The organism is Streptomyces sp. NPDC002054 (genome assembly GCF_040296685.1).
Classification (GTDB): Bacteria; Actinomycetota; Actinomycetes; order Streptomycetales; family Streptomycetaceae; genus Streptomyces.
The window spans coordinates 35,957-53,927 of the sequence record NZ_JBEOXT010000033.1; the positions used below are offsets into that span (position 1 = coordinate 35,957).

The following is a 17,971-nucleotide window of genomic DNA, read 5'->3' on the forward strand; positions in this document are numbered from 1 at the left end:
GAAGCACCCCGAGCACCGAATTTCGGGTGATGGCCGGGCCACCGGCCATCAATTCCCGGGGTTAGCACGGGTGATATCTGATCCGTGCAATCACAGCGGCCAAGGCGTGTACGGGCCGCGATCAGATACGTCGAGAAATAAAGAAACGCAAAGGACTACTGCCATGACGAAGCGTTATTCACACTGGGTCAACGGTGCGGAAATGGCCCCCGCGAACGGCGAATGGAGGGCCTGGTCGGACGCAGCGGTCGGCGAGATCGCGGTGGGCTCCCCCGAGGATGTGCAGCGTGCGGTGGACGCGGCGGCTGCCGCCCTCGCGGAGTGGCGGGATCGCAGGCCGACCGAGCGGGGCCGGATACTGGCCGAGATCGCCGTACGCCTGCGGGCCGATGCGGACCGACTGGGCGCGCTGGAGGTCGCGGAGGGCGGCAAGCCGAACTGGCAGGGGCCCTTCGAGCTGACCTGGGCGGCCGACTTCTTCGAGTACTACGCCGGACTGGTGAACCTTCCCCAGGGTGACACCGTCGACGTCGGTGCCGGACACCACGCCTTCACCCGGCGGGAGCCCTTCGGCGTGGTCGGCGTCATCACTCCGTGGAACGCGCCCATCAACCAGGCCGCGCGCGCGATCGCCCCGGCGCTGGCCGCCGGCAACACGGTAGTGAGCAAGCCCTCGGAGTTCACCTCGGCGACCACGCTGGAGATGGCCCGGATCGCAACCGAAGCCGGTCTGCCGGCCGGCGTCCTCAACGTGGTCACCGGCGACCGCGACGGCGTGGGCAAAGCCCTGGTCGCGCACCCCCGCGTACGCAAGATCGCGTTCACCGGCTCGGTCGCGGCCGGGCGTTCCATCGCCCGCGACGCCGGGGAGCGGCTGATCCCCGTCACCCTGGAACTGGGCGGCAAGGGAGCCAACGTGATCTTCGCCGACGCCGATCTCCAGGCCGCGGCGAAGGACGTGGTGTTTGCGTTTACCGCGAACGCGGGACAGATCTGCTTCTCTCTGCCCCGTCTGCTCGTGGCCGACGAGATCCACGACCGTTTCGTTGACGCAGTCCTGGCCGAACTGCGCGACGTCACCATTGGTGAGTCCTACGGCCAGACGGTGACGGAGGCCCAGTTCCACAAAGTGCAGGAGTACTTCGACATCGCCCGCAAGGAGGGTGCCACGCTCGCGACAGGGGGAAAGGTCGCCGAGACGGCCGGCCGGTATCTGCAGCCGACCGTCTACACCGACGTCACCAACGACATGCGCATCGCCCGTGAGGAAGTCTTCGGCCCCGTCCTGACCGTTACCCGCTTCAGCGACGAGGACCATGCCGTTCAACTCGCCAACGACACCGACTACGGCCTGTCGGCCGGAGTGTGGACCTCTGACCTCGGCCGCGCCCACCGCCTCGCCGCCCAGCTGGAGGCCGGCACGGTCTTCGTCAACGGCTGGCGGGCGGGCATGGTCGAAGGCCCCTTTGGCGGCTACAAGGACAGCGGATACGGCCGCGAGATGGGCACAGAGGCTCTCCACCACTACACACAGACAAAGTTCGTCGTCGTCACCCTCTGAACGGCCCGGGACGAGTGCGTGCCCAGGCGCGCGTAAGGCCGGTGACAATCGCTGGCCGTGGCGATCGCCGGGTTGCGGAAGCCACGGTCACGGCGTGGACGGTCGGCCTCCTGGCACGCCGCCGCCCGGAGGAGGCTCAGGGCCTGGTCCAGCTCGGCGACGCGCTGCGCACCGCGCACTGGACGCCGGGCTGCTGCGGAGGCTGTCGCATGATCAGCATGTGGTGATCGGCGAGCTCGCGCGTACGGCCCGCGTCTTGGCCGGGGAGGCTGGGCAGGTGGTGAGTGAGCCGGTACCGCACGAAGTCGGGCAGATCCTCCACGCAGTGCTCGCCGATGCCGACGTCGCCGTGCGGTGAAGGGCGGGCCGGCTGGCGAAGGCCCCGGAGGCGGTCTCGGGGTTCCCGGGCCTGGAGCCGGAGCCGACCCCCACTCCGCCGCCGACGTTCGAGGTGCCCGAGGTCCCGGACGTCCCCGAGACCGGCGACGACGATGACCGTGGGCGCGGTAATCCGCGGTTCTGCCGGGGCCGCGTCTGCATCGGCTGACCCCGCCCAGCAGTGCGCCCCCACCGGAACGGATCCGGCGGGGGCGCAGTGATCAGCAAACGGCTACGGGATCCGCCCGTAGCCGTTGAAGGGCATCCACTGGTCCCGGGCTGCCTGATGAACCTGACTTCCCGCGAGCGGCGTTCCGCTACTGCGGGACGGGGGTGTAGGTGACAGTGTTGCTGCCGCAGCTGGCCGCGATGTCGTGCAAGGCGGTCCTGCTCGTTCTGGTCGACGGCGAGCTGCCAGCGGAGATTGGTGGCGGTCTACTCCGAGGCGTACCGGCACAGCGCCTCGGAGGCCGGCGGAAGCCACTCGAAGGGGTCTTGGTCGGCCTTCTGCCCGTTCGAACGGGCGGTGACGGCGACGAGGCTGCTGGCCTGCTGCTGGTCGTTCGCGTACGCCTCACGCCGTGCCGGCGTCCAGGCGGAGGCTCCAGCTGGTGGGGAGCGTCATTCGAACCGTGCGGTATTCCCCGCTCCGCGGGCGGCTGCACCGTGGTTGTGGGCATTCGAGAACACCGCGCCGGCCTGTCGGATCGTGCGCCCGCATCCAGCTGCAGGGTGCCCTGCCGCTCAGGCGGCCATGAGGCGGGAGTTCGGTTACGGGTGTCCGAGCAGGAAGCTTCCCGGCGCGTTGGGGTCTTCGCTGATCAGGTACTCCCGCCAGGCGGTGTAGTACTCGTCGCGGCTGATCCGGCCGTCTCCGTCCTGATCCATGTACCGGGTCGCGGTTTCCGCGTCGGCGGTGGACATGCCCCAGGCATCCCAGACCCGCTGGATTTCCGCTCCACCGAGGACGCCGTCCTCGTTGATGTCGGCCGTGTCGAATTCCGCGTCGAGTGCGGGACGGAACGTCCGGTCCAGGAGGGCGGGGTCTGCGACGTGGCGATGCAGACCGGCATGGAACTCCTGCCGGCTGACGCGTCCGTCCCCGTCGGTGTCCATGGCCGAACAGATCCGCTGGTGGACCAGCTCGTATGCCTGGTGGAGTGCCTTCGCCTGGGGGGATTCTTCGGCGTGGTCGAAGCTGCGCAGGAACGCATCAGCGGTCCTGGTCCAGTCCTGTGGCTCGATGAAACCGTTGCCGTCAGTGTCGAGCAGGTCGAAGAAGCGGTCGAACTTCCGGGTCCGCAAGTCGGTCGTCATCCGTGGGGCCTCTGCGTTTCGTGGATATCGGACCCTGCACAACGCAGTGGCCACCGGCTCCGCTTCGCTTCCGGCTCCAGCTCACCCGAACGAACGATTCATCACCCCTGGAATCGGCTGGCCGTCTCCTCCCGGACAACGGCATAGGGGCCCCGCGGGCACCCTTCGCGTCTGCGCGCCAGCAGAAGTGCATAGCGATCGCTCGGTTCCTGCAGGAGGTGTACGGTCTCGAATCCGCTCTCCGACAACTCGCCCTGGAGCTGCCGTGCCGTGAAGCGGGCGGCCACTACTGCGCGCACGACACTGCCGCAGGCCAGATCCACCCTGTGGGATGTGGGGCGGCCGGGGACCAGGACCCGCTGGTCGCTCAGGGCGCGCAAGCCGATCTCCACGCGGCTTTCCCGGGCTGCCCACGTCACGTGGTGGGCGAAGCCGCCGAGGTCGAAGTCCGTGCCGTGGTCCCGGTTGAGGATGTGCAGGCAGTGGAGGTAGAACGCCTCCATGAGTCCGGCCGCGTCGCGATAGGCGGCCACCATGGTGTCGGGGTCGTGCAGCAGAGGCACGCCCAGCAGCAGGGTGTCGTGCGGGCGCAATGCGGCCGCCAGGCGCTCCAGCAAGGTCCGGCGCTCGGTCGGCAGGAGGTTTCCCAGGGTGCTGCCCAGGAACGTGGCCAGGAGCGGGCCCGGCTCTGTCGAGCGGAGTGCGGGGGGCCAGGGGCGGGTGAAGTCCGCCACGACGGGGCGGACGACGGTGTCGGGCGATGTGGCGCAGAGGCGGGCGGCTAGCCGGCTCATGGCGCTGTTGCTGATGTCGACCGGGGTGTAGCGGGCCGGGGAGTTCATGTGCGCCAGGAGCGGCAGCGCCTTCTCCCCGGTGCCGGCACCGAGTTCGAGGAGCATGCGGGCGCCCGTGGTGGCGATGATGTCGGGCGCGTGGGACCGGAGTAGCTGCATTTCCAGCCGGTTGAGGTAGTACTCCGGCTGTTCGCGGATCCGGTCGTAGAGCGCGGTGTTGTGCTCGTCCCACAGCAGCCCGTACGGCAGGTGCGGCGGGGTGCTCCGCAGCCCTGCCACCAGCTCTGCACAGGTCCCCGCCTGTTCGTCCTGGTGAGGGGAGGGGTCCGTCGTCAACACCGCAGCTCCACAGAGAGTAGTTGGTTGAATCTGTTGCGTGACTATATTGTCCGCTCGTGGAAACCGTGGAACTCGAGAAGTACGGAAGCCGCCTCTACGGCTTCGACCAACCGCTCGAACGCGAACGCATCGCACTGATCGGTGAGGTCTTCGACCCCTTCAGCCGACGCCGGATCGCCGACCTCGGCCCTCTGGCCGGGCTTCGCTGCATGGACGTCGGGGCGGGGCCCGGGACCGTGGCAGCCTGGCTGGCCGGGCAGGCCGGCCCGGACGGCGAGGTCATCGCGCTGGACCGCGACGCCAGTCTGCTGCGCGCGGCCGACCATCCGGGAGTACACATCTGGGAAGCCGACGTGCACACGGCCGCGGACGCCGAACTCCCGGCCCCCGGCTTCGACCTCATCCACGCCCGGCTGACCCTGTGCCACCTGCCACAGAGGGAGGAAGTACTGCCCCGCCTCGTGTCCTGGCTCACCCCGGGCGGACACCTCATCGTCAGCGACGTCATCAACACCATGTCCGCCAGCTCCCCGCAGCCCGCGGTGCGGGCCATGACCAGGGCTTACGACCATGCCCTTGTCAGCACGCTCGACAGCGACCTGAACTACGCCCGCGCCTACCCCACCCCGCTCATCGACGCCGGCCTGACCGACGTCGGAATGGCCGCCGATGTCCCCCTCGTCAGAGCCGACAGCCACACCGCACGCTTCTGGGAACTCACCTTCAGCGCCATGCGTACCGAGATCCTCGCCACCCAGCTCATCAACGACACCGACTTCACCCAGGCCATCGGCCACCTCACGGCCCCGGGCACGCATGAACTCGGCTACACCCTCGTCACCGCCTGGGGCCGCTCCGCCCGCAAGACGACCTGAACAGCCAAACCCAGGCCATCCTCGGCACCGCTGCTACGGATCAGACACCGGCCGCACGAGGCGCCATGCCCGTTTTCCTGCCGTTGCTGCGCTGGTCAGGCTGTCTGTCGGGGGTCAGGCAGCGGGTTCGTAGACGACGGTCGTGTTCGGGCATTCCTCGGCGAGTCCGAGCAGCTGCGGGCCCTGCCCGCCGCCCAGCGCGAGCACGCCGTCCTGGACGAGGACGTCGCCCTGGACGAGGACGTCGCCCGGCTCTCCCCGCTCGAGCACGCCAACCGCAACGTGCTCGGCCGCTACAGCTTCCGCGGCTCCGGCCCGACCGGCGGGGCGCTGCGGCCCCTGCGCGACCCAGCCGAAGCCGAGGACGACGACGCGGACGAATAGGCGTCGGGCAGAGCCATCGAATGCGGAGCAGGGGCGCCCCCGCCTGCCGGGGCCGCCCTCGTGTACTGCCTGCGATCAGGTGCGCGCCCGCATGCGGTCGGCGTCTGGCGCCGCCGCACGAGAACCAGGCCGGGGGTGGTCACGGCAGCACACGGATCAGCCGAAGCAAAGTGTCCTTGCAGGTGTCGATCGCCATTCGCTCGGACAGGCGAGCTCCCGGCCGGCCACCCAGGAACAGGGCCACGTCCGTGAGGTGGGCGGTGAGAGCGTCCGTGCGGCGGGCGTGGCGACGGGTCAGGGCCGGTATCTGCTCAGCAAACGTCCGACGGGCGCAGTGCGCGTTCCCGCATACGAGTCGACGCGCTCGCAGTTCGATTCGTACACGCCGGCCAGCGACCGGACGATCCGCCAGAATCCGCTGGTAGTAGCAGTGCACTCTCGGAGATCTCTGCCCGCATCCGAAACAGGCCGCCGACGCGGCTCGTGATCGCACGGCAACCCGGGCCTCCGTATCCGTCAGCACCAGCTGGTCGACCGTCACCCCGACACCAGGCAGGCAGTCACCTACAAAGCCAGCGGTGTCGAGTCCTCCCCGCCGACAACCTCGATACTCAGTTCCGGAACCAGTGAGCCCCCTCCGACGCAGCACAGCGGTGTTGGGGGGGCTCACTGTTCGTTGTGAGCCGGCTCCGGGTGTCCGGCCGGGACCGATTCGGTGACCCGTAGTCGTGCCGGAGAAGAGTCAAGGCGGTGGCGGGGAGTGGTGGTGGGAGGCCGGGGGCGTGCCGTAACCGAACCTCATCCCGCCGAGTCGTCCCCCGAGCAGGAGGCTGGCGTCAGGGCCTGTCCGGCTGATCAGGGTCGGACGGGCGCTAGAGGCGGAGCGTCCCGGGGAACGCGCCGTGGCCGACGCCCGGTGCGGTGAGGGCCAGCCAGCCGTGGCCCCGCCGCTCGGTGTCCGGGCCGACCTCGCCGGGGTCGACCGAGAGGTGCCCGCAGGCGGACCGTGCGCCCGTGGTGCCCGCGTTGGGCTCGTCGTACTCGGGGTTGAAGCCCGGTTCGTCGGCGGCGAGGGTCTCCCACGGCAGCGGGTCGCCCTCCCATTCGGGGTCGCCCTCGGCGGCGTACCGACGGATCACCCGGCCGTTCTCGGCGACCATCCATATGTCGGAGCCGCCGGCGTCGTCCAGGAAGAAGAACTGGGCCTGGCCGCAGTGGACGCTGACCCGCTCGGCCGTCTCGATCATGCCTTCCCAGAGATCGTCGCCGACGAGCAGTTCGAAGGCACCGAAGACCAGGCGCCAGCCGTTCAGCTCCGGGGTGACGAAGACCCGCCCCACGGTGCGGTCGGCGCCGTCCGGCCCCGGTACCTGGATCCATCGGCCCTCCGCGGCCTCGATGCCGGCCGCGACCGTGAGCGGCCGCGGGTCGTGCAGGCCGAGGGCCTCGAAGACTCCTTCGTACGACGTCCCGGGCACGGCCATCCACCAGCCGCTCAGGGTCGTCGACGGAAGCTCGGGGATCTCGTCCAGGATCTTGACCCGTATCAGCCGCTCGACCGCCGCCCGATCGCGGTCGTCGAGCGCGTCGACGCCGCCGCCCGCCACCAGCGCCGTCCTCGCCGCCCGCCGGATCCCCGGGGGCGCGGCCGGGTCGCGGCGCAGGAAGCGCAGCCTCGGCCGGAAGGAGTCGTGCAGCAGCCGGGCGTAGTCGGATGCCTTGTAGGGGATACGGCCGCCGCGGACGAAACAGCCCACCAGGGCCGTCAGCCCGGCCTCGGAGTCCGCCCGCAGCCTGGCGAGCCCGGCGAAGCCGTTGTCCGACGTCGCGAAGTCCGGATCGGCCGCCAGGGCCGCGTACTGGCCGGCGCAGCGCTCGTCGAACGCCGTGAGGAGCCGGCCCGCCTCCCAGTCCGACACCTCCTTCGCGCGCCAGGCCGCCAGCAGGGCGTCGAAGGCGGACGGCCCGATGCGCCTCAACACCTTCATGACCGGCTTCAGATCAGAAGTCCGCCGCGCATCGCCCGGATTCCGCAGCAGGGTCGGCAGCACACGGTCGGCCTGCTCCGCCAGCCGTGCGGCAGCGGCCTCCACCCGCGCGGCGTCGTCGCTGTTCAGGTCCTCGAGAAGGCATTCGATCTTCATGAGGCAGCACCATAGCCCCGACCTCTGACCACGCCCCGCGAGGGCAAGGGGCCACAGGGCCAGGGCGTCATCGGGCATCCGGCCATGCTGCGGGCTGGGGTTTGACCAGCGCCAGCGACCCGATGACCCTTCCCGGTCACAGCACTAGCAGCACCCGGTCCTGTCCCGGGACAACCGGGTCGAGCGCGGCGATGGCCAGCCAGATGGTCACAGCCGCAGTGGCGGTGAGCCCGACGTTGAGTGCGATCCGGCGGTCTTCGCCGGTCAGGTGGACGGCGATCGCACCTGCCTGGAGGAGTACGAAGCCGATGGCCGCGGCCGGCGCCAGCGGGAGCGCGATGCCCGTCAGCGGCGGCAGGATCAGGCCGGTCGCGCCGAGTAGAAGAGGGCGAACAGTCCCGCGACGATCCAGTAGGCGATGTTCATCGTTCCCGTTCAGGGTCATCGGTTCACGGAGAGCCATCGACTGTTTCAGTCGAGGTCGGTGGCAGGCTCGGTCGCGTAGTGGCTCATCGCGTCGATGTTGGCCTGTGGCGTCATCGGCCGGTCGTCGGCAAGTGCCTCTTGGAGGTCCCGGAAGTACTGCACGTACAGGTCGGGGGTGAATGTGCTGAGCATGACGGCGGGTTGGTCGGTCAGGTTGGCGAAGGTGTGCGGGGTACCGGGCGGAACCATCACGAGCGTGCCGGTGGTGGCGTCGTGGTCCTCTTCCCCGACGGTGAACCGCACGGTCCCGGAGAGGATGTAGAAGCCCTCGTCGTGCTGAGCGTGGCGATGCTGCGGCGGTCCCTGGGTGTGCGGGGCGAGGACGGACTCGGCGATCGCGAGGCGGTGCCCGGTGTGGCTGCCGTCCTCCAGAACCCGCATGCGCGTGGTGCCCAGAACGATGGTCTCGCCTTCGCAGGAACCGACTACCGATACGGCGGGGTCGGACTTCGGCGCTTTGGCCTCTACTTCTTCGGTCATGCTCACAAGTGCACCGCCGTGGACCTGCCCGTGTCCAGGACCCATCCTGCAGCGCTGATACCCCGTGGGTATCGTTGCAGTGTGGAGCTATGGACCTTGCGCTATTTCGTGGCCGTCGCCGAGGAACTCCACTTCGGCCGGGCAGCCTCCCGACTGCACATGAGTCAGCCGCCGCTGAGCCGGGCAATCAAGCGGTTGGAGGCCGAAGTCGGGGCCCGGTTGTTCGTCCGCTCACCCACCGGCGTCACGCTCACTCCGGTGGGCGCAGTGCTCCTCGACGAAGCGCGGGCCCTGCTCGACCATGCCGACCGCGTCCGCGTACGCGTGAGCGCGGCAGCCGACGCCGCGACCACCACCGTCGGCATCCTGGGCGACGGCACCGACCCGGGAGTGTCCAGGCTGGCCGTCGCCTACCGCCGAACCCACCCCGGCATCGACATCCGCATCCGCGACACCGCTCTGACCGACCCGACATGCGGACTGCGCACCGGACTGGTCGACGTCGCCCTGACCCGGGCGCCGTTCGACGAGACCGCCCTGACGGTGCGTGCGCTGCGAACCGATCCGGTCGGCGTGGTCCTGCGCGCCGACGATCCGCCGGCCCGCCGCGACCGGCTGCGGCTGGCGAAGCTGAGCGACCGCCGCTGGTTCCAGTTCCCGCAGGGCACCGACCCCATCTGGCAGTCGTACTGGAACGGCGGCACGCCGCGCGAGGGCCCAGTGGTGCACGCCGTCCAGGAATGCCTGCACGCCGTGCTGTGGAACGGCACGGTCGGCCTGGCCCCCTCGGACACGGCCTGCCCGCGGAGTTGGTCGTGGTGCCGCTGATCGACATGGTGCCGAGCCGAGTGGTGGCGGTGTGTAACGACGGTGACACCAACCCGTTGATCCGATCCTTCATCGAGATCGCGGCAGCCTCCTACCGTCACTGAGCGCCGGCAACCGGTGCTGCCGCTGCTCGTGAACCATTCGTACACAGCGGCCCTCACAGCTGCCTCCCGAAGTGGTGAGCACATGCTGTCCGTTTTCTGGCTCTGGTCCACTTCATGTGATTCATGACAGACCGTTACAGCTTCCGGCGAGTGGACAGCATGGAGTGTGACGTGAACGGGTGCCATGATCGTGTCTTGGCGAACGAGGTGGTGACGGGGAGGGCGAGTGGAGCGGTATAAAATAGATCAGCTTCGGGTGGCTGCGTTCGAGGAGCATGCGCGGGCCCGTCCGGCCATGTACTTCCGTGTCGAGCGGAGTAGTCCGGAGCTTCCCCACTGAGGTGCTTCAGCGGGTGGTTTGGGACGCCTGCCCTCCGAGCCATGACTCCGGCCCCCAGCCTGCCGAACTCCGTACGTACCCACGCCCACCGGGGTCGGGGCCAGGGTCGGCCACATCACGTCGCTCGCGGGCGAACCGGCGATTCCCGTGGCGCGGTCCTCAGTGCCCCGGCAGAGTAGGTGGAGGTGCCGGGGGCGCCGGAGGGGGAAGGGGGCACGTTGCGCGATGCCGTGCGTTGGCTCGTTGCCAGTATCGCGTCGGCTGCACTGTTCTTCGGGGTCTGGGGCGTGTGCCGACTGAGCGACCCGGCCATGGAGCTCGATGTGGCGCTCGCACTGGCCGGACTCGGCACCACCGTCGCGTCGCCGATGTTGGTGATGTGGGCTCATCGCCCCCGTGGTCCGGAACCGGTTCCGCAGCAACCGCGGATCGTCTTTGGGGACATCCCCCGCGAACCGCCGGGCTATCAGCCGCGGGCCGCCGTGCGGGAACGGCTGGAGCAGCTCGACGGGGTGGCCGTGGTCGGTGCGGTGACCGGTGCCCGGGGCTCCGGCAAGACCCAACTGGCCGCGGCGGTGGCACGTACACGCATCGCCGAGGGCTGGCCGGTGGTCGCCTGGATCATTGCCGAGGACGACGACCAGGCCGTGGCCGGCATGGAACGCCTGGCTCGGGCCGTCGGGGTGGCCGACGACCGCGACGACGCCGTCACCGCGGCCAACGCCGCCCGCGAATGGCTCGAGACGCAGGCCGGCGAACGCACCCTGCTGGTCTTCGACAACGTGCCCGCCCCACAGACCGTCCGACCGTGGCTCCCGTCGGCCGGTGCCGCCCGCGTCATCGTCACCAGCACGGACCGATCCTGCGAGTACCTCGGAACGCCGGTGCATGTGGATGCCTTCACCGCGGCCGAGGCCGTGGACTTCCTGCACGCCCGCACCGGGATCGACGACCCGGCCGCCGCCCTCGAACTCGCCGAGGAACTCGGCCGCCTGCCGCTCGCGCTCGCCCAGGTCGCCGCCGTGATCCGCAGCTCAGCCCTGGGTTACACCACGGTGCTCGCACGGCTTCGGGCAACACCGGTGGACCGTCTGCTGCTCCCCCATTCCGGAGATCCGTACCCGCGCGGAGCGGCGCAGGCAACCCTGATGGGTGTGGAGGACGTCGAAGCCGCAGATGCCCTGGCAGGTGTGCTCGCCGGTCTGTTGGCGGTGCTGTCGCCGGGTGGCGTACCCCGCGATGTGGTACACGGCCTCATCACCGGTCCACTCGGGACACGCCTGCGCCACACCCCGTCCGCAGTGGAAGTGGACAGCGAACTGGGGCGCCTCGCCGACGCGTCGCTGCTCACCTTCACGGTCGACGGCGAGTCCGTCCTGATGCACCGGTTCACACAACGGGTGCTACGCGACCGGGCCGCCCGCGCCGGCGACCTCCCCGCCCACGTCGGCCACGCAGCTCTGCTCGTACGCGCCCAGTGCTCGGCGCAGGCAAGCGGGACGAGCCGCGGCCGGGGCCGGCCCTGGCAGCTCCGACTGGCGCTGGGCCAACGCCTCATCGCCCAGATCGACACCCTGTGGGAGGTGTGCCGACCGCACCTCCAAGGCCCCGGCGGCCCTCCGGAGTGGACCGATGCGCGCGACGCGACACTGTTCCTGCGGACCTGGTCGGTGCATCACCTGTGGACTGTCGTGGACAGCTCCCGCGCCATCCGCACGGGGCGTGTCGTGGTCGCCGACCACGAACGGCTGCTCGGCACCGACTGCGAGGCCACCACCGAAGCCCGGTACGCACTGGCCCTGGTCTATGGCGGCCAGCTCCGGCACGACGAAGCCATCGCCCTGAACACCACGGTCGTGGACTGGTATGCCGGCCATCACGGCCCCGACGACCCACGCACTCTGATGCGCCGGAGCATCCTGGCCAACAACTACCTCGAGTCGGGCCAGGACTTCGCCGACCCCGATCGCTACACCACCGCCGTGCGGCTGCACGAACTCGCCTTGCAGGGCTGGGAACGGATCGGCGACCCCGGCTACCACGTGCGTCCTTGGACCGAGTTCAACCTTGCCCACGCCTATGCCCGCATCGGACGCTTCACCGAGGCGATCCGGCTCGCCGACCAGGTCACCGCGCGCTGCGACGCAGAACTGGGCGAAGCCATGGACGTGACGACATCCGCCCGCATCGGACGCACCATGGTGTACGCGCTCGCAGGGCGCCTCGACACCGCCCTCACCGCCAGCAGTCAGGACGTCGAACAGGCGGTCCGAGTCTGGGGCGCCGACGACCCGGGCACACTCTGGGCGCGTATGCGGCGCGGCGAATACCTGGGCCTGGCCGGAGAATACGCCGACGCCATCCGCGAACTGGAACCACTGACCGCCGATCACGTCCGGGTCCTCGGCGAGAACAACCCCAACACATTCCGGAGCATCCGAGCCTTGGCCGAGGTGTACGGCCAAGTCGGTCGCATACCCGATGCCCTGAACGCCTACCAACGCATGCTGCGGATCTGCGAACACCTGGTCGAGCCGGACAGCCCGGTCGCCTGGCTGACACGCGAGCGTATCCGTGAACTCCGACACCAGCACCCGAGCGGAGCATTGCCCCGCCCCTGACGAGCTCGTGCATGGTTGGCGGTGCGGCGCTGGATCTTGATCCCTGATCGCAGGACCTCGACCACGTACTCGGTCGTGTTCGGGTCGGCGTCGGTGGTCACCGTGCCGGCGAGCGATCGAACCACGGCGGTGTGCCCGGTCCCGCCGCTCGCGCCCGCCTCGTACTTGATCGCGAGGATGTCTCCGGCCGCGCGCCCGGTCACCTTGGAGATCTTGTCCATGTGGTCCACGGTGTCGGCGTTGATGCGGTCGTAGTACCGAGCACTGTTGGGACTCGTGCTCCCGAACTCGCTCCTGAAGTACGAGCTCGTCGCCCAGGTGTAGGTGTGCGCGAGCAGCTGAGTGACGAAGTGGGCAACCAAAATGTTATGTCCTTCACGACACGTCAAGAATGAGTGGCTGATACTCAAATCACCTACGTGTGGGCCCACTGCGGCCGGCCTCGTCGTCATGGGCAGCAGTCGGAGATGAGGGCCGCAGCGAGGTTCGCCCCGCCCTCGGGGGTTCCGGAGGAACTGCAGCCCATCCGCGGCCCCGGCACTGCAGTCGTATCACCAGCCAAGCGCATCGGGTTCGCGCTGGAGAGCTACGGCGTCAGCCTCTACGGCCGCGATCGCGAGTGTGTCGGCGCAGTCCACCGCAGTCGTCCTTGCTACTGTCCACTTCGCCCAAATCGCCCGTAAGGGAATTATTGGCGCCTGCCGATGATCGAGAGGAAAGACGGACCATGAACGACTTTTCCCGTCGCAAACTACTCAAGGCGACGGCGGTCGCCGGTGCCGGCGCGATCGTCGCGCAAGGCGTCACGACCGCGGAGGCCCACGGTGCGAGCGCCGTCAACGAGGCCCCCAAGCACACGAAGTGCCCGCCGGCGAAGCTGACCGGCCGCATCGTCCGCCCCGACGACGCCGGGTACACGGACGCCCGCCTCGGCTGGGACCAGCTCTTCTCCCACTACCCGCTGGTCATCGTCTTCGCCCAGAACACCCAGGACGTGGTCAACGCCCTGACGTGGGCCCGGCAGAACGACGTCGCGGTACGGGTCCGGAGTGGCCGTCACAGCCTTGAGGGCTGGTCGAACGTCGACAGCGGTCTCGTGATCGACATCAGCGAGCTGAAGTCGGTCCACATCGACAGCGCCGCCCGTATCGCGACGGTCGGCGCCGGACTCAGCCAGCTGGAAGCAGTGACCACGCTCGCGGAGCAGAACCTCGCGGTGACGACGGGGACCGAAGGCACCGTGGGCCTGTCCGGGGCGACACTCGGCGGCGGTTTCGGCTTCCTCACCCGCTGGCTCGGCATGGCCTGCGACAGCCTGGTCGGTGCTGAGGTCGTGGTTGCGGAAGGCGCCGAGTGCGCCGAGGTGGTCGAGGTCGACCTGCACCACAACCGGGACCTGCTCTGGGCGCTGCGTGGAGCCGGCAACGGCAATTTCGGGATCGTCACCTCACTCACCTACAAAGTGGCCCCGCTGAAGAGCGTCACGTACGTACAGGCCACTTGGGACGGAATCGGCGACCTGCGCAGGATCTTCGACACCTATCAGCGCACTGCGCCGTACACCGACGACCGCCTCGGCACCCAGCTCGAAATCCACCGGAACCAGATCCTCCTGTTTGCCGTCCTCGCGGAAGGAACACCCGCGGAGGCGAAGAAGCTGCTGGACCCGCTCCTGTCGATCGACAGCCCGCAAGTGGCGGTGCAGGTGGGTAACTGGGGCGACGTGTATGCCGGCTTCCAGATCCCGACCGCGGACGAACCCGCGAACTGGAAGTTCTACTCCCAGTTCACTAGAAAGCCGTTCCCGAGCAAGGCGATCGATGTGATCGTCTCGTTCATGCAGGACGCGCCCACGGACGACAGCAACTTCTTCGCGCAGGCGTTCGGCGGGGCGGTCAGGAAGAGCCCCCGTGGCGGCACCGCGTTCCCACACCGCGACGCGCTCTTCTACTCCGAGCCCGGTGCCGGCTGGGGCACCCGCTCCGAAGAGCCGGGCGTCTGCGACCCGCTCACCCCGCAGGCCCAGGCCTGGATCGCCGAATTCAGCCTGGCCCTGCGCCCCTACGTGGATGGCGCCTACGTCAACGTGCCGAACGTGGGCATGCAGGACTGGGAGACCGCCTACTGGGGATCCAACTTCGACCGACTGCGCACGATCAAGGCGGAGTACGACCCGCACAACGTCTTCAAGTACGAGCAGAGCATTCCGCCCGCGTCCTGATGAACGAGCAGGGCTTGAGCCCCCTCCCCCGACCGGGCGGTTTCCAGGGGGCGCAGCCGCGTTGACGGCCTCCGCCGGGCGGAGAACGGGTCCCGCACGGCTCGGCTTGGACGGGCGGGCCCCGTTGCCTGAGTTGTTCGCCGAGGCGTGCGGCTGGTCCGCAGCAGGGAGGGGTCGAAGGCCTGAGCGGGCGGCACAGGTCTTCCAGCGGCGGCAGCGGCATGCGCTTGGGAAGGTGCGGCCGTTCGTGGCCAGTTGGTGCACTGCCTACCCATCGCGACCGCGATCGGATGAGCATTTCCATGTACATAACGATGAAAGCAAGAGCGTCGCCATATCGGCGTAGTTCACCCAAATCTCGACATTTCCGACATTACCATTTCGCCGTTGATCGGCGACGTCGAAAGGAACGCCGTGCCCCCCATGCCCAACCATGGCCGTCAGTCGGCCGCGAAGTCCGTGCTCCCGCGCTCGAAGTCCCGCGCCGGCGGGCGCCTGGGACGGCTCCGGGCCGTCGTCGTGGCCGGTGCCCTGCTTGCCGGGCTGAGTCCGGTGGCGGTCGCTGCGCCGCAGGCCGCCGCCGGGCCGGAGCACAAGGGCGATCCGACGCAGTACTGGAACAAGGTCCTGCTTCAGACGTTCCGCAATGCGCGGGGCTGGGACGCCTCGCCCGGCAAACTCTCCCGATCCGGGGCCATGGTCTTCGCGGCGATCTACAACGCCGAGAGCGCCTACCAGAACACGTACGGAACCATGAAGTACGCGCCATACCTCAACCGGCCGCTCAAGTACGCCACCGACTCGTCGAAGCCGCGTGCGGACGAAGAGGAGCGGCTGATCGACCGCACGGCGTACCGGATGCTCTCCGAGCTGTACCCGGGCGACCAGGCCTTCATCGACGCCCGGTACGAGGCCCGGACCGGCCGCTCCCCCCACGCCCACGACCCCCTCGACCGCCTCGTGGTCGACCGCGTGGTGAGGCAGATCAACAAGGCCCGGGCGAACGACGGTTCGGACAACCCGGAGCTCTACGACGGCGACACCACCACACCCGGAGCCTGGCGGCCGACGGGCGAAGAGGCGACGGCTGACGAAGGGGCCTGCCAGGAACCTGGCGACGCGGTGACCCCGAACTGGGGCAAGGTGAAGCCGTTCGTGCTCCGCTCCGGTTCGCAGTTCCGGCCTCCCAGCCTGCGCGGCTTCACTTCCTACGACGAGATGGTGAACAGCCCGGAGTACGCACGCCAGGTCGACGAGGTGCGACGCGTGGGTGCCGTCGACTCCACCGAGCGCACCCGCGAACAGACTGTCATCGGCTGGTTCTGGGACCACGACCTGAACGGCACCTACCACCCCCCGGGGCAGCTGCTCCAGCTGACCGGGACGGTCGCCAAAAAGTTCAAGCTCGACACGTACGAGACGACCCGCTTGTTCGCACTGTCGGCGCTGACGCTGGCGGATGCCGGGATCGCGGCCTGGGACAGCAAGTTCGACGGCCCGATCAACGAATGGCGTCCGGTGTCCGCGATCCAGGCGCTGGGCGGAGAGAACGCGAACTGGCAGCCCCTCAGCGCGGACCGGGCGGGAAGGCCGTGGACCCCGTGCTTCATCGCCTGGACCTCCGGGCACGCCAACTTCACCGGTGCGTGGGCAGCCGCGATGCAGAACTTCTTCGGCCGTGACGACGCCTCGTTCACCGCGCAGTCCGAGGACCCGCACACCCTCGAGCGGTTCCGCCGGATGAACAGCTTCAGCCAGGTCGCCGAGGAGGGCGAGTTCAGCCGACTGTGGCTGGGCGTGCACTTCCGCTGGGACGCCGAGGACGGGAGGGAGATCGGCACCAACGTCGGCGACTACGTGTTCGCCAACGCGCTGCAGCCGACGCGATCGGGCCGTCCGCATCAGCAGTGAACCGACGCCCTGGCCCGCGCCAGCGGAGAAGCTGCTAAAGGGTGTTGCAGAAGGCTTGGTTCGGGGCATTCTGCCTGTACGGGTGGGGTGTTGCGGGCTGAGCCGGTGTGGGTGGAGACGTTCACGGGCTTGCGGATGGACCGGTTCGCCAAGCTGGTGAAGGCGGTCCGTGAACGAGGCGTGGATGGTCCGGGCGGTGGCCGGCCGTGGTGCCTGCCGCTGGCGGACCGGGTGCCGCTGGTAGCCGTCTGCGGCCGTTGCTCGCGCTGGAGCCGGCGCCGCGGCCTGCCGCCGATGTCGAGCGCTTGTGGATCGTGGACGGCACCCTCATCCCGGTCCGCGACCGGCAGGTCGGCGCCTCCTCCCGCAACTACCGCTTCTCGGCAAACGTGCAGGTCATCATCGACGCTGACACCCGCCTGGTCGTCGCCTCGGCCCGGCCGGCGCCGGAGAACAGGGCCGATGCCCACGTCTGGCGTGATTCGGACCTGCCGGCCGCGGCGGCCGGGACGACGGTCATCGCGGACGGCGCCTACCTGGGCACCGGGCTGATCGTCCCGCACCGCGCGACTGCCGCCAGAAGGGCGACGGCCTCCACCACGCCGTCCAGGCCGTCGCCACCATGCACAACCTCGCCCTGGCAGGGTGAAACAGCAGGTCAAGCACCACTCCGGCCTGCCCGAGACGGACCTTCTGCAACACCCTTTAGGCAGTGTCCCGTTTTTCACGGCGCCGGGAGGCGGCCTGTGCGCTGCCGCCCCCGGTGCGGTTGTGTGCGGGGTTACCTGCCGGAGACGAGCCTGACATCCATGGCCCTGTCTTGTCCGCGCAGCGGGACGTGGACGAACGAGACGGTGTCTCCTCGACGCAGGTTGTAGGGGTGCCTGCTCCAGTCGAAGTAGGTGAAGGCCTTCTCGTAGCGGCCGTTGGGCGCCTTGAAGGTGATGTAGCCGTACTTCTTGGACTTGTTCCACTCGGTGATGCGTCCCAGGCGCCTTTGCTTCTTGGCGGTGTCGCCGGCGGCGGCCTGGCTGGCGGTGGTGGCGTCGCCTTGGGCGGTGGCCTGGCTGGCTACGGGCTTCGTCTGCGTTTGTGAGGGCGCGGCGGTGGCAGTTACGGCTCCTGCGCCGGCCATTGTCAGGGCTACGAATCCGGCGACGATGCTCTTGCGTACTCGGCTCATTTGTT

Annotated in this window: 14 protein-coding genes and 2 pseudogenes; 8 read left to right on the forward strand and 8 right to left on the reverse strand. The window is 69.1% G+C overall.

Features of this window, described 5'->3' with window-relative positions:
• The first annotated feature begins 163 nt into the window (after positions 1-163).
• Both ABT123_RS27390 and ABT123_RS27395 read left to right on the forward strand, forming a co-directional pair.
• On the forward strand, positions 164-1,561 hold the full coding sequence (locus ABT123_RS27390; protein ID WP_351319403.1) for an aldehyde dehydrogenase family protein: 1,398 nt from the start codon (positions 164-166) through the stop codon (positions 1,559-1,561).
• Positions 1,562-1,781: 220 nt separating this feature from the next.
• Complete coding sequence (locus ABT123_RS27395) at positions 1,782-1,919, forward strand: hypothetical protein (protein WP_351319405.1); 138 nt, start codon at positions 1,782-1,784, stop codon at positions 1,917-1,919.
• Positions 1,920-2,710: 791 nt separating this feature from the next.
• Here ABT123_RS27395 and ABT123_RS27405 read toward each other — a convergent pair.
• Positions 2,711-3,256: an EF-hand domain-containing protein gene (locus ABT123_RS27405; protein WP_351319407.1), complete on the reverse strand. Its 546-nt coding sequence runs from the start codon at positions 3,254-3,256 to the stop codon at positions 2,711-2,713.
• Between the two features lie 101 nt (positions 3,257-3,357).
• Entirely contained in the window at positions 3,358-4,389 is a 1,032-nt protein-coding gene (locus ABT123_RS27410) for an L-histidine N(alpha)-methyltransferase (RefSeq protein ID WP_351319409.1), read from the reverse strand.
• 56 nt (positions 4,390-4,445) lie between these two features.
• On the opposite strand from ABT123_RS27410, the gene ABT123_RS27415 reads away from it, so the two are divergent.
• Positions 4,446-5,264: a class I SAM-dependent methyltransferase gene (locus ABT123_RS27415; RefSeq protein ID WP_351319411.1), complete on the forward strand. Its 819-nt coding sequence runs from the start codon at positions 4,446-4,448 to the stop codon at positions 5,262-5,264.
• A 114-nt stretch (positions 5,265-5,378) separates the two neighbouring features.
• On the opposite strand, the gene ABT123_RS27420 is transcribed toward ABT123_RS27415, so the two are convergent.
• The 5 genes from ABT123_RS27420 to ABT123_RS27435 form a co-directional block, all read right to left on the reverse strand.
• Positions 5,379-5,534 carry a hypothetical protein gene (locus ABT123_RS27420; protein ID WP_351319413.1) on the reverse strand — a complete coding sequence of 52 codons (156 nt, stop codon included), beginning with the start codon at positions 5,532-5,534 and terminating at the stop codon, positions 5,379-5,381.
• Positions 5,535-5,787: 253 nt separating this feature from the next.
• The gene (locus tag ABT123_RS36775; protein ID WP_502971067.1) at positions 5,788-6,318 is read right to left on the reverse strand and encodes a transposase family protein; all 531 of its coding nucleotides are present in this window, start codon (positions 6,316-6,318) and stop codon (positions 5,788-5,790) included.
• A gap of 202 nt (positions 6,319-6,520) precedes the next feature.
• Entirely contained in the window at positions 6,521-7,792 is a 1,272-nt protein-coding gene (locus ABT123_RS27425) for a hypothetical protein (RefSeq protein ID WP_351319415.1), read from the reverse strand.
• A 136-nt stretch (positions 7,793-7,928) separates the two neighbouring features.
• Positions 7,929-8,237 carry a DoxX family protein gene (locus ABT123_RS27430; protein WP_502971068.1) on the reverse strand — a complete coding sequence of 103 codons (309 nt, stop codon included), beginning with the start codon at positions 8,235-8,237 and terminating at the stop codon, positions 7,929-7,931.
• Between the two features lie 26 nt (positions 8,238-8,263).
• Positions 8,264-8,758 carry a cupin domain-containing protein gene (locus ABT123_RS27435; protein WP_351319417.1) on the reverse strand — a complete coding sequence of 165 codons (495 nt, stop codon included), beginning with the start codon at positions 8,756-8,758 and terminating at the stop codon, positions 8,264-8,266.
• Between the two features lie 96 nt (positions 8,759-8,854).
• Between ABT123_RS27435 and ABT123_RS27440 the strand changes: the two are divergent.
• The 5 genes and pseudogenes from ABT123_RS27440 (at position 8,855) to ABT123_RS27460 (ending at position 17,432) form a co-directional block, all read left to right on the forward strand.
• Positions 8,855-9,690 (forward strand): annotated as a pseudogene (locus ABT123_RS27440) (LysR family transcriptional regulator).
• Positions 9,691-10,317: 627 nt separating this feature from the next.
• A complete protein-coding gene (locus ABT123_RS27445; RefSeq protein WP_351319419.1) occupies positions 10,318-12,651 on the forward strand; it encodes a tetratricopeptide repeat protein in 2,334 nt (777 codons plus the stop codon).
• Between the two features lie 727 nt (positions 12,652-13,378).
• Entirely contained in the window at positions 13,379-14,872 is a 1,494-nt protein-coding gene (locus ABT123_RS27450) for an FAD-binding oxidoreductase (RefSeq protein WP_351319421.1), read from the forward strand.
• A 423-nt stretch (positions 14,873-15,295) separates the two neighbouring features.
• Entirely contained in the window at positions 15,296-16,783 is a 1,488-nt protein-coding gene (locus tag ABT123_RS27455) for a vanadium-dependent haloperoxidase (protein ID WP_351319423.1), read from the forward strand.
• 135 nt (positions 16,784-16,918) lie between these two features.
• Positions 16,919-17,432, forward strand: a pseudogene (locus tag ABT123_RS27460) (transposase).
• Positions 17,433-17,564: 132 nt separating this feature from the next.
• Here ABT123_RS27460 and ABT123_RS27465 read toward each other — a convergent pair.
• Positions 17,565-17,966, reverse strand: coding sequence for a hypothetical protein (locus ABT123_RS27465; RefSeq protein WP_351319425.1), 402 nt, complete (start codon positions 17,964-17,966; stop codon positions 17,565-17,567).
• Between the last annotated feature and the right edge of the window lie 5 nt (positions 17,967-17,971).